This window comes from Actinomycetes bacterium (assembly GCA_035489715.1).
In the GTDB taxonomy this organism is placed as follows: domain Bacteria; phylum Actinomycetota; class Actinomycetes; order JACCUZ01; family JACCUZ01; genus DATHAP01.
In genome coordinates, this window is sequence record DATHAP010000005.1 from 1 (window position 1) to 12,085 (window position 12,085).

12 protein-coding genes are annotated in these 12,085 nt (G+C 72.9%); 6 read left to right on the plus strand and 6 right to left on the minus strand.

All coding sequences use genetic code 11. The features are described from left to right. From VK640_00445 to paaK, 5 genes are all read right to left on the minus strand, one after another. Positions 1 to 1,271: aldehyde dehydrogenase family protein (locus VK640_00445; GenBank protein HTE71657.1), on the minus strand; the 1,271-nt coding region annotated here is incomplete at its 3' end. A 59-nt stretch (positions 1,272 to 1,330) separates the two neighbouring features. Beyond that, complete coding sequence (mug, locus tag VK640_00450) at positions 1,331 to 1,849, minus strand: G/U mismatch-specific DNA glycosylase (GenBank protein ID HTE71658.1); 519 nt, start codon at positions 1,847 to 1,849, stop codon at positions 1,331 to 1,333. Between the two features lie 262 nt (positions 1,850 to 2,111). Continuing rightward, positions 2,112 to 4,163, minus strand: a complete 2,052-nt coding sequence (gene paaZ, locus VK640_00455) for a phenylacetic acid degradation bifunctional protein PaaZ (protein HTE71659.1) — start codon at positions 4,161 to 4,163, stop codon at positions 2,112 to 2,114. Positions 4,164 to 4,209: 46 nt separating this feature from the next. Next, the gene (locus tag VK640_00460; GenBank protein ID HTE71660.1) at positions 4,210 to 4,815 is read right to left on the minus strand and encodes a TetR/AcrR family transcriptional regulator; all 606 of its coding nucleotides are present in this window, start codon (positions 4,813 to 4,815) and stop codon (positions 4,210 to 4,212) included. Beyond that, positions 4,812 to 6,149: a phenylacetate--CoA ligase PaaK gene (gene paaK, locus VK640_00465; protein ID HTE71661.1), complete on the minus strand. Its 1,338-nt coding sequence runs from the start codon at positions 6,147 to 6,149 to the stop codon at positions 4,812 to 4,814. The genes VK640_00460 and paaK overlap by 4 nt, the downstream gene beginning before the upstream one ends. Positions 6,150 to 6,345: 196 nt before the next feature. Between paaK and paaA the strand changes: the two genes are divergently transcribed. The 6 genes from paaA to VK640_00495 are packed head-to-tail and all read left to right on the plus strand — an operon-like array spanning position 6,346 to position 10,619. After that, the gene (gene paaA, locus VK640_00470; GenBank protein HTE71662.1) at positions 6,346 to 7,311 is read left to right on the plus strand and encodes a 1,2-phenylacetyl-CoA epoxidase subunit PaaA; all 966 of its coding nucleotides are present in this window, start codon (positions 6,346 to 6,348) and stop codon (positions 7,309 to 7,311) included. Continuing rightward, positions 7,308 to 7,676 carry a 1,2-phenylacetyl-CoA epoxidase subunit PaaB gene (gene paaB / locus VK640_00475; GenBank protein HTE71663.1) on the plus strand — a complete coding sequence of 123 codons (369 nt, stop codon included), beginning with the start codon at positions 7,308 to 7,310 and terminating at the stop codon, positions 7,674 to 7,676. Before paaA ends, paaB begins: the two co-directional genes overlap by 4 nt. A 20-nt stretch (positions 7,677 to 7,696) precedes the next feature. After that, complete coding sequence (gene paaC, locus VK640_00480; protein ID HTE71664.1) at positions 7,697 to 8,608, plus strand: 1,2-phenylacetyl-CoA epoxidase subunit PaaC; 912 nt, start codon at positions 7,697 to 7,699, stop codon at positions 8,606 to 8,608. A 5-nt stretch (positions 8,609 to 8,613) separates the two neighbouring features. After that, positions 8,614 to 9,117, plus strand: coding sequence for a 1,2-phenylacetyl-CoA epoxidase subunit PaaD (paaD, locus tag VK640_00485; protein HTE71665.1), 504 nt, complete (start codon positions 8,614 to 8,616; stop codon positions 9,115 to 9,117). Further along, positions 9,118 to 10,209 carry a 1,2-phenylacetyl-CoA epoxidase subunit PaaE gene (paaE, locus tag VK640_00490; protein HTE71666.1) on the plus strand — a complete coding sequence of 364 codons (1,092 nt, stop codon included), beginning with the start codon at positions 9,118 to 9,120 and terminating at the stop codon, positions 10,207 to 10,209. Positions 10,210 to 10,211: 2 nt separating this feature from the next. Beyond that, positions 10,212 to 10,619 carry a thioesterase family protein gene (locus VK640_00495; GenBank protein HTE71667.1) on the plus strand — a complete coding sequence of 136 codons (408 nt, stop codon included), beginning with the start codon at positions 10,212 to 10,214 and terminating at the stop codon, positions 10,617 to 10,619. Positions 10,620 to 11,025: 406 nt separating this feature from the next. Here the strand turns inward: VK640_00495 and VK640_00500 are convergent. After that, the coding region (locus VK640_00500; protein ID HTE71668.1) for a hypothetical protein at positions 11,026 to 12,085 on the minus strand (1,060 nt) is incomplete at its 5' end.

Here is a 12,085-nt window from a genome sequence, read left to right on the forward strand (position 1 = left end):
GACAGCCCCTGGGGGACGTCGTTGTTGAGGGCGATCGCCTCCTCCAGCGTGCGGTAGGGCAGGACGTACAGGATCGGCGCGAAGGTCTCCTGGGCGACGAGGTCGGTCTGCGCCGGCATCCGCACGATCGCCGGCTCCACGTAGTAGGCGTCGGGGGCCTCGTCGGCGAGGCGGCGCTCCCCGCCGGTGACCAGCCGGCCGCCCTGCTGCTCGGCGGCGGCGAGCGCGTCCTGCATGGACTTGTACGCCGCGTCGGAGATCAGCGGGCCGACCAACGTGCCGTCGGCGATCGGCGAGCCGATGGGCAGCCGCCGGTAGGCGGCGGCGATCCGGTCGGTCAGCTCGTCGATCACGTCGACGTGTGCGATGACCCGGCGCATGGTGGTGCAGCGCTGGCCGGCGGTGCCCGCGGCCGCGAAGACGATGCCGCGGGTGGTGAGGTCGAGGTCGGCGGACGGCGTGACGATCGCGGCGTTGTTGCCGCCGAGCTCGAGCAGGCTGCGGCCGAAGCGGTCGGCCACCCGAGGACCGACCGCCTTGCCCATGCGGCTCGAGCCGGTTGCGCTGAGCAGGGCGATCCCGAGGGAGCCGACCAGCGCCTCACCGACGTCGGAGCCGCCGAGGACCACCTGGCTGAGCCCGTCGGGAGCGCCTTCCTCGGCGATCCCCCGGTCGAGCAGGGCGGCGGCGGCGAGCGCGGACAGCGGCGCCTGCTCCGACGGCTTCCACACCACCGGGTCGCCGCAGACCAGCGCCAGCGCGGTGTTCCAGGACCAGACCGCCACGGGGAAGTTGAAGGCGCTGATGACGCCGACGACACCCAGCGGGTGCCAGGTCTCCATCAGCCGGTGGCCGGGCCGCTCGGAGCTGATCGTCCGGCCGTAGAGCTGCCGCGACAGCCCGACGGCGAACTCGCAGATGTCGATCATCTCCTGGACCTCGCCGGCCGCCTCGGAGCGGATCTTGCCGACCTCCAGGCTCACGAGCGTGGCCAGGTCCTGCTGGTGCTCGCGGAGCAGCTCGCCGAAGCGGCGGACCAGGCCGCCCCTCACCGGCGCCGGGACGGTGCGCCACGTCCCGAACGCCTCCCCGGCCCGCGCGACGGCAGCGGTGACGGCAGCCGCGTCCTGCCAGGCGACGGAGCAGAGCGGTTGGCCGTTCACCGGCGAGGAGACCGGCCGGTCACCGGCGATCGCCCCTGGGTCGACGCCGCAGCGGCGCAGGGCATCCTCGGCCTGGGAACGGAGGTGGTCGGCGCTCGGCAGTGTCACGGCGCCGACGCTAGCTGCCGCTCGTTCGTCCGTGCCGCCGGACGGCACTCGGAGCGGGATCAGCCGATGGTCATGCCGCCGGCTCGCAGTGCGCCATACAACCGGGCCAGGTCGGGGAGCTGGTGGTGGGCGTTGAGGCCGCTCGGGTTCGGCGCCACCCACGTCTCGGCGCCACCCACTCGCTCGGGCTGCCGTCCCAGCGTCGCCTGCGGGCGGCCGAAGGCCGTCCGCCAGGCGGTGACCCCGAGGACAGCGAGCAGGCGGGGCCGGTGGCGGGACACGAGGTCGGCCAGCGCGTCTGCCCCCTCCCGGAGTTCGGTGACGCTCAGCTCGGCGGCGGCCCGGGTCGGCCGGGCCACGATGTTGGTCACCCCGATCCCGTAGCGGAGCAGCTCCCGGTCCTCGTCCGGCGCCAGCCGCCGCGGCGTGAGCCCGGCCAGGTGCAGCGCCGGCCAGAAGCGGTTGCCGGGCCGCGCGAAGTGGTGGCCGCGGGCCGCGGACATGAGCGAGGGGTTGATGCCGCAGAACAGGATGTCCAGGTCGGGCGCGATCACGTCCGGAAGCGGCTTGTCGGTCACTCGGTGGCGCCCTTCCCGGCGGACAGCACACGGCCCCGGCGCGGGGGTTTCACGGCCACGCCGGGGCCGGTCGACCGCGCACTTTCCCCGGTCGCACCGGCCGAAACGGCATCCCCGCGATTCGTCCGAAAACTTTGGCGGGCGGAGCCCACCCGGTCTTCCCGGGGCTCCGCCCGCCTCAGCATGCGGCGGCCGGACCGGTTCCGCAACAGATGTCCAGGACGTCTGCCGCCTCACCCGGCGCGGCTCGCGACCGGCCCGTTCACGAGGCCGGGGGCCACGTCTTGGCCACCATGGTGAGCACGTCGTAGGTCGCCACGGGCTTGCCCGCGGAGTCGACGACGACGGCGTCCCAGCGCACCTCGCCGTGGTCGGCGCCGCCCCGGGGGCTGATCTGCTTGCAGGTGAGCGTGACCGTCAGCTCCTCCCCCGGCTTGACCGGTGTGAGGAAGCGCAGGTCGTCCACGCCGTAGTTGGCCAGCACCGGCCCCGGGTCGGGGTCGACGAAGAGGCCCGCGGCCCACGACACGATCAGGTAGCCGTGCGCGACGCGACCGCCGAACAGCGGGTTGGCCGCGGCCGCCTCCTCGTCCATGTGGGCGTAGAAGGTGTCGCCGGTGAACTCGGCGAAGTGTTCGATGTCCTCGAGGGTCACCGCGCGCGGCCCGGCGGTCACCGAGTCGCCGATCCGCAGCTCGGCCAGCGACTTGCGGAACGGGTGGACGCCGTCGTCGCGCCGCGCCGATCCGGTCACCCAGCGGCCGCCGATGGCGGTGAGCATGTCGGGCGAGGCCTGCACCGCGGTGCGCTGCATGTGGTGCAGGACGCCCCGGATTCCGCCGAGTTCCTCGCCCCCGCCGGCCCGTCCCGGTCCGCCGTGCACCAGCACCGGCAGCGGTGAGCCGTGGCCGGTGTTCTCCCGGGCGTCGTCGCGGTCGAGCACCAGGATCCGGCCGTGGGCGTGCGCGGCGCCCAGCACGAACTCCCGCGCCACCGACTCGTCGTGCGTGACGAGCGAGCCGACGAGGCTGCCCTGCCCCCGGGCGGCCAGCTCGACGGCGTGCGCCACGCCGTCGTAGGGCAGCAGCGTGCTCACCGGGCCGAACGCCTCGACGTCGTGCGGCTCGGCGGCGGAGAGGTCGTCGCAGCGCAGCAGCATCGGGGGCAGGAAGGCGCCGCGGTCCTTGTCCGCGCCGACCACGTCGAAGTCGTCCGGGTCGCCCGCGACCAGCTCGGCGACGCCGCGCAGCGCCTTGACCGCGCGCAGCACCTCCTGGCGCTGGTCGAGGCTGGCGAGCGCGCCCATCGTCACGCCGTCCGCCGTCGGTGCCCCGACGACGACGTCGGCCAGCTTCGCCCGAGCGGCCTCGACGACGTCGTCCATCAGGTCCTGGGGCACGAGGGCGCGGCGGATCGCCGTGCACTTCTGCCCGGCCTTGACCGTCATCTCGGTGACCAGCTGGTCGACGAACAGGCCGAACTCGGGGGTGTCCGGCGTCGCGTCGGGCCCGAGCACCGAGCAGTTGAGCGAGTCGGCCTCGGCGTTGAACCGCACCGAGTGGGCCACGACCGAGGGCGTGCTGCGCAGCTTGCGCGCGGTGGCGGCCGAGCCGGTGAAGAAGACCAGGTCCTGTCCGGTCAGCTGGTCGAGCACCCCGGCCGCGCTCCCGGCGAGCAGCTGCACCGACCCCTCCGGCAGCAGCCCCGATTCCACGATCCGCCGGAACACCGCCTCGGTCAGGTACGCCGTCTGGCTCGCCGGCTTGACGACCGTCGGCACCCCGGCCACGAACGCCGGCGCAAGCTTCTCGAGGAAACCCCACACCGGGAAGTTGAAGGCGTTGATCTGCACGGCCACCCCGCGCAGCGGCGTCCAGAGGTGCTGGCCCGCGAAGGTGCCGCGCTTGCCCAGCGGCTCGACCGCGCCGTCCAGGACGACGGTGTCGTCGGGCAGCTCGCGCCGCGCCTTGCTGGCGTAGGAGAGCACCGTGCCGAAGCCGCCGTCGATGTCGACGGCGTTGTCCCGGTCGGTGGCGCCGGTGCGGTGGGAGAGCGCGTAGAACTCGTCCTTGTCCGCCATGAGCTTCAGCGCGAGCTGCTTGAGCAGCCCGGCCCGCTGGTGGAAGGTCAGCTCCCGCAGGGCCGGGCCGCCGACGCCGCGGGCGTGGTCGAGCATGACCGGCACGTCGAGCCCGGTGCTGCTCACGCGGGCGACGGTCTCCCCGGTCACCGCGTCGGCGACCGGCGTGCCGTCGTCGGCCGCGGCGAACCACCGGCCGGCGACGTAGCTCTCGAGCATCGGTGCAGAAGTCATGAGCGTCTCCTTCGGACTTTGGGCGCCCAAAGTCCACACAGTGGGGTCAGGTGCGCAGGCCGGAGAAGGTGGTGGCGACGACGGCGTCGGCGAGGTCGTCGGCCGACAGGTCACCGCCCGGGCGGTACCACTCGGTGAGCGAGTTGACGGTGCCGAACAGCAGCCGGCTGAGGACGGCGGGGTCGACGTCGGTCCGCACATCGCCCTCGTGCTCGGCCGCGCGGACCAGCCCGGTCACGACCCGGTCGAACTCCCGCCGGCGCTGGAGGGCGGTCCGCTCGATCTCGGTGTTGCCCCGCAGCCGGAGCAGCAGGGTGACGAAGGGCAGCTCGGCGGTCAGCACCCGCACCGACCCGCGGACGACGTACTCGAGCCGGTCGATCGCCGGCCCGGTCGTGGCGCCGGGCTCCTGGGTGAGGGCGAACAGGGCGTCCAGCGCGCGGTCGAGCGCCAGCCGCAGCAGCTCCACCTTGCTCGGGACGTGGTGGTAGATCGCGGACTTGGTCACGCCGAGCCGGGTGGCCAGCTCGTCCATGCTGGTCGCCTCGTACCCGCGCTCGTTGAACAGGGCGACGGCGCCGTCGAGCAGGGTGTCCAGCGAGTGCCCCGGTCGGCCGCGCCGTCCCGGGACGCGCTCGGCGTCGACGCTCATCGGTTGCGCAGATCGTGCAGCCGCTGCAGCTTGCCGACCGACCGCGCCAGGGTGTCGGGGTCGACGATCTCCACGTCGACGGCGACGCCCACGGTGTCCTTGACCGACTTCGCCACCTCCCGGGCCGCGGGCTCCCGCCGCTCGGCCGGGCAGTCGGGGCGGGCCTCGATCTGCACGGTGAGGTGGTCCATCCGCCCGCGCGTCGTGAGCAGCAGGCTGAAGTGCGGCGACAGGCCCGGGGTCTGCAGCACGATCTCCTCGATCTGCGTCGGGAACACGTTCACCCCGCGCAGGATGATCATGTCGTCGGTACGGCCGGTGACCTTCTCCATCCGGCGCATCCCCGGCCGCGCCGTCCCGGGCAGGAGCCGGGTGAGGTCGCGGGTGCGGTAACGGATGACCGGCATGGCCTCCTTGGTCAGCGACGTGAAGACCAGCTCGCCCTTCTCCCCCTCGGGCAGCACCTCGCCGGTGAACGGGTCGATGACCTCCGGGTAGAAGTGGTCCTCCCAGATGTGCAGGCCGTCCTTCGTCTCGACGCACTCCTGCGCCACACCGGGGCCCATCACCTCGGACAGCCCGTAGATGTCGATCGCCTCGATGTCGAGGCGCTCCTCCATCTCCTGGCGCATCTGCTCGGTCCACGGCTCGGCGCCGAAGATGCCGATCTCCAGCGAGGTCGAGCGCGGGTCGATGCCCTGCTTCTCGAACTCGTCGATGACGGTGAGCATGTAGGACGGCGTCACCATGATCACACGGGGCGCGAAGTCCTGGATGAGCTGCACCTGGCGGGGGGTCATCCCGCCGGAGATCGGGATGACCGTGCAACCCAGCTTCTCCGCGCCGTAGTGGGCGCCGAGCCCTCCGGTGAACAGGCCGTAGCCGTAGGCGTTGTGCAGCCGGTCCCCCGCGCGCCCGCCTGCGGCGCGGATCGACCTGGCCATGACGGTCGCCCAGGTGTCGATGTCGCGCTCGGTGTAGCCGACGACGGTCGGCCGGCCGGTGGTGCCGCTGGACGCGTGGATCCGGCGCACCTGGTCCTGCGGAACGGCGAACATGCCGAACGGGTAGTTGTCCCGGAGGTCGGCCTTGCTGGTCATGGGGAACTTGGCGAGGTCGGCCAGCTCGCGGCAGTCGTCGGGGTGCACCCCGGCCGCGTCGAACGCCGTGCGGTAGTGCGGCACGTTGTCGTAGGCGTGGCGCAGCGTCCACTGCAGCCGCTCCAGCTGCAGTGCGCGCAGCTCGTCGAGCCCCATGCGCTCGGCCGGGTCGAGCAGGGTGGGATCGGGCGCCGCGCCCAGCCGCCGGGCGGTCTCGCTGGTGGATGCCGTCATGCGGGGAGCCTCCGTCGGTAGGGGCACGGCCCGCGAATAACAGACCGCCCGGTCAGTAACTAACTCCTCCCGTCGCCTCCCTGTCAAGGCGGGGCGGCGAACGCGTCCCGCCGGCACTTGTGCCGCCCGGCACCGTCGTGCACACTCATTACCGACCGTCCGGTCAGTTATTTCCCTCGACCCCGAGGTGACGCGCATGTCCACCACCCTGGACCGCCCGACGGCTGTCGACGAGGCGGCTCTGCAGGCCCAGTTCGACGCCACGATCGCGGCCGAGCACCGCATCGAGCCGCGGGACTGGATGCCTGAGGGCTACCGGAAGACGCTGATCCGGCAGATCGCCCAGCACGCGCACTCGGAGATCATCGGGATGCAGCCGGAGGGCGACTGGCTGCTCGCCGCGCCCAGCCTGCGGCGCAAGGCAATCCTGCTGGCGAAGGTGCAGGACGAGGCGGGGCACGGGATGTACCTCTATTCGGCGGCCGAGACACTCGGCGCGGACCGGGCCGACCTCACCGACAAGCTGATCGAGGGCCGGCAGAAGTACAGCTCGATCTTCAACTACCCGACGCTCACCTACGCCGACGTCGGCGTCATCGGCTGGTTCGTCGACGGCGCGGCGATCTGCAACCAGGTGCCGCTGTGCCGCTCCTCCTACGGGCCCTACGCCCGGGCGATGATCCGGGTCTGCAAGGAGGAGTCGTTCCACCAGCGGCAGGGCTACGAGCTGCTGATGACGATGATGCGCGGCACCCCCGAGCAGCGGGCCATGGTGCAGGACGCCGTCGACCGCTGGTGGTGGCCGTCGCTGATGATGTTCGGCCCGCCGGACGACGACAGCCCCAACTCGGCGCAGTCGATGGCATGGGGCATCAAGCGGCACAGCAACGACGAGCTGCGCCAGCGCTATGTCGACATGTCGGTCCCGCAGGCCGAGGTGCTCGGCGTGACGCTGCCCGATCCCGACCTCTCCTACGACCCGGCCACGGGGCACTACCGGTTCGGCGCGATCGACTGGGACGAGTTCAAGCGGGTCATCAGCGGCAACGGCCCGGCCAACGCCGAGCGGATCGCCCGCCGGCGGGCCGCCCGCGACGACAACGCGTGGGTGATCGAGGCGGCGACGGCGTACGCGGAGAAGCACGCCGGGGCGGCGGCATGAGCACCGAGGTCACCGCCGAGGGCGGGCACGGCGCCATCCCCACCGGCCCCGAGGTGCCCGTCGAGCCGAAGCAGGCGACGGCGCGGCGGGACTGGCCCCTGTACGAGGTGTTCGTCCGCGGCAAGCGCGGCCTCAACCACGTGCACGTCGGCTCGCTGCACGCACCCGACGACGAGATGGCCGTGCACGCCGCGCGCGATCTCTACACCCGGCGCAACGAGGGCGTGAGCATCTGGGTGGTCAAGGCCGCCGACATCACCGCGTCCAGTCCCGACGAGAAGGACCCGATGTTCGCCCCCAGCGGCGACAAGGTCTACCGCCACCCCACGTTCTACGAGATCCCCGACAACGTCCCTCACATGTGAGCGGCGAAACAGGAGCTGCAGTGCCACACGAAGAGACCGTGTACGAGGCGCTCGACCACGCCCACAGCGACGAGGGCCACTGGGCGTTCGGCACCGGCTTCGACGAACCGCTTGCCGGCGTCGACACCACGGTGCCCGACGGCATCGAGCCCGCCGACCTCGGCGAGTACTGCCTGATGCTCGGCGACGACGCCCTCGTGCTGGCTCAGCGGCTCACGCAGTGGATCACCGCGGCGCCGGAGCTCGAGGAGGAGGTCGCGATCGCCAACGTGGCGCTCGACCTGCTCGGCCAGGCCCGGCTGCTGCTCGCCCGGGCCGGCTCGGTCGGCGTCCTCGGCCGGTCCCGCTCCCTCGCCACGGAGTCGATCCCCGACGAGGACGCGCTGGCCTACTTCCGCGACCCCGACGAGTTCCGCAGCACCGCGCTGGTCGCGGCGCCGAACGCCGACTTCGCACAGACCATGGTCCGGCTGCTGGTCGCCTCGACCGTGCGCCTCGCCGTCTTCGTGCGCCTCCGGGAGTCCCGCGACCCGGTGCTCGCCGCGATCGCCGCCAAGGGTGTCAACGAGCTCGCCTACCACCGCGACCACGCCGCCCGCTGGCTGCTGCGGCTGGGCGACGGCACCGAGGAGTCGCACCGGCGCGCGCGGGCCGGGGTCGCGGCGGTCTGGCCGCTGCTCGCGGACGTCTTCTCCCCCACCGAGCTCGAGCTCCGGCTCGCCGACGCGGGCGTCGCCGTCGACCCCGGGTCGGTCCGGGGCGAGGTGCACGACGTGCTGACCCAGGTGCTGACGACGGCGACCCTGACCGTTCCTGACTGGCCGGCCGACGTACCTTCGGGCGGTCGCCTCGGCGAGCACGGGCCCGAGCTGGCCGAACTGCTCGGCCCCCTGCAGGGTCTGGCCCGGCAGCACCCGGCGGCGACCTGGTGAGCGTCATGACCGCGATCGACGTCGACCCGTGGGAGGTGGCCGCCCGGGTCACCGACCCGGAGCTGCCGATGGTGACCCTGGCCGACCTCGGCGTCCTCCGCGACGTGCGCGTCGAGGACGGCACCGTGGTCGTGGAGATCACCCCGACCTACACCGGCTGCCCGGCGATGGGCGTCATGCGCGCCGACCTCGTGCACGCCCTGCACCGGGCCGGATTCGGCGACGTCGACGTCCGCACCGTCCTCTCCCCCGCCTGGTCCACCGACTGGCTCAGCGCCGACGCGCGCCGCAAGCTCGCCGCCGCCGGCATCGCGCCGCCCGGCACCGCGCCGGTCCGCACCGCCGGGCCGGTGCCGCTCGATCTCGGCCCGACCCGCCGGACGGCGGACTGCCCGCTGTGTGGCTCCCCCGACACCGAGGAGCTGTCCGAGTTCGGTGCCACGGCGTGCAAGGCGCTGCGCCGCTGCCGCAGCTGCCGGGAGCCGTTCGAGCACATGAAGGAGATCTGAGTGGCCGCCACTGACGCCCCCGTGAGCGCCCGTCGGCGGCCGAGGTTCCACCCGCTGACGGTCGCCAAGGTCGAGCCGCTCACCGACGACGCCGTCGCCGTCACCTTCGACATCCCGGACGAGCTGGCCGAGGACTACCGCTTCAAGCCGGGCCAGGCCCTCACCCTGCGCCGGGTCGACGGCGACCGCGACGAGCGCCGGTCCTACTCGATCTGCGCGCCCATGGGTGCCCAGCCCCGGGTCGGCGTCCGGGAGGTCCCCGGCGGATTCTTCTCCTCCTACCTGGTCCACCAGGTGAGGCCGGGCGACACGATCGAGGTCCTGCCGCCCTCGGGCACCTTCACCGCCGATCTGTCTGTGCCCGGTGACCACGTCTTCGTCGTCGCCGGCTCCGGGATCACCCCGGCGCTCTCGTTGGCCGCCACCGTGCTGCGCGACGGCCAGTCGACGGTGACGGTCTTCTACGGCAACCGGCGCACCAACACGGTGATGTTCGCCGACGAGCTCGCCGACCTGAAGGACCGCTACGGCACCCGGCTGCAGCTGGTGCACGTGCTCTCCCGCGAGCCGCGCGACGCCGAGCTCACCAGCGGACGGCTGGACGGGGCGCGGCTGCGGGCCCTGGTCGAGAACCTCGTCGACGCCCCGAACGTCGACCACTGGTGGCTGTGCGGGCCGCACGGGATGGTCGAGGACGCCCGCGCGCTCCTCGCCGAGCTCGAGGTGCCCACCGACAAGGTGCACCAGGAGCTCTTCTACGTCGACGACGTCCCGCCGGAGCCCGTGCGCGGCGACGAGGAGACGGTGGTCGGCCCGAGCAGCCAGGTCACCGTCGTCCTCGACGGCCGCACGACCACGCTGGCGCTGCCCCGCGACGTGCCCGTGCTCGACTCCGCGCAGAAGGTGCGCGGCGACCTGCCGTTCGCCTGCAAGGGCGGGGTGTGCGGCACCTGCCGTGCGCGCGTGACCGACGGCGAGGTGACGATGCGCCGCAACTACGCGCTGGAGGCCAAGGAGGTCGACGCCGGCTACGTGCTGACCTGCCAGACGCTGCCGGTGTCGGAGACGGTCACCGTCGACTTCGACGCCTAACCATGCTCCCACCGGTCGGCGAGTCGGCGTCCCTGGACGTCGAGGTGACACCCGACATGACGGTGCACTTCGACGAGCTGGGCAGCGTGCACCCGGTGTACGCGACCTACACGATGGCTCGGCACTTCGAGGAGGCCGGCCGCAAGCTGCTGCTGGGGTTCCTGGAGCCGGGCGAGGACGGGCTCGGGCGCTCGGTGTCCGTCGAGCACCTGGCGCCGAGCTGGGTCGGCGACCGGTTGACCGTCGAGGCGCGCTGCGTCGTCGTCGAGGGCAACCGGCTCACCTGCGAGTGCCGCGCCACCGACGGCGACGGGCGCGAGCTAGGCCACGGTTCGACGGTGCAGGTGGTGCTCCCCCGCGACGTCCTCGACCGGGCGCTCGACCCCTCCGCGCGTCGGCGCGACACCTAGCTGCCGCCACCAGGGGGATCAGAAGGTCCTTGCACACTGCGCCGGTATCTGGCCGACGTCGCCCAGAATCAGAGCACGGCGGGGAACGCGCAGGTCGGCGCGTTCCCCGCCGCCTCGTCGACCGGGGCGAGGAGGTCGGGAGTCACCGGGCGCCGAAGGCGCCCGCCCCTGTGTGACTCCAGCCCCCGTTACCTCCCCGCCTCGTGCCGCAGGAATCCGTGGACCGCCCGGGGCACGACCGGTGTCAGCGGCCGGTCGGTGCGCGCCCGGTTGCGGGTCTCCCCGCGCAGGGCGCGCACGCCCGTGACCGGCCCGGTGCGCCGCGCAGGTCGGGGCCGGCTGTCGGCGGGCAGGCGAAGACCTGCCGCGTCAGCGGCGGGACCCGGGCGTCACCGGGCCGGAGGGATCAGTCGGGCGAGCAGCCCGGCACGCAGGACGCCCCGCCGACGGAGTCGGACGCGGTGACGTCGAGCGGGATGCGGCCGGCCCCAAGCTCAGGGACGGCGGCGGAGAGGATGGCTTTCGGCGCCGTGAGGCTTCCGCCGGCGGAGGACACCGTGGACGGCGACGGGAGGAACGGCGAAGGCACGAGCGGGAGCGGGTCGATCGGCGTGGAACCGGACGCTGCCCCGACGACGGTCGACGGGGAGGGCGACGCTCGCAGCGCCCAGTCGTCGCCCGCGCTCTGCAGCCCGGAATCCGGACCGATCGGCAAGGCGACGACGCTGCCGACAGGAGAAGGCGACGGCTCGGCGACGTGGAGGGCGGGGTCGGTCGGCAACGGCGGGAGCGCACCGGCCGCGGCGATGTCAGGAGCCGCCGACAGCACCGTGACGACCGACTGCACCACGGGAGTTCCGACGACGTCGGGAGCGACCGCATCCACGACAGGCGCGACGACCGGAGAGAGCAGGCCCACGACCGGTGCGACTGCACCCAGCGGGGAGTAGGCGCCGTCGACCACGGACAGGGTCACCTGGACGACCGGTGCGACCAATCCACCGACCTCGGGCGCCGCTACGCCGGCGATTCCATCGACGACAGGCTCGATGACCGGGACGACCGATTCCGTCGCCTGCTCGATCACCGGCGTGACGGCCTCGACCACCGGCCCGGTGACAGCGACGACCGGTTCGGCGATCTGCTCGATCACCTCGACGACCGGCTGAGCAACCTCGACCACCGGCTCGACGACGGCCAGGACCGGTTCGGTGACCTGCTCGACCACCGGCGTGACGGTCTGGACCACGGGCTCGGTGACAGCGGCGACCGGTCCGGCGACCTGCTCGACCACCTGCTCGACCACCGGCGTGACGGCCTCGACCACCGGCTCGGTGACAGCGGCAACCTGCTCGACCACCGGCCCGACGGCGACCACGACCGGTTCGGCGACCACCCCGACCACCGGCGTGACGGTCTCGACCACCCGCTCGGTGACGACAACGACCGGTTCGGCGATCTGCTCG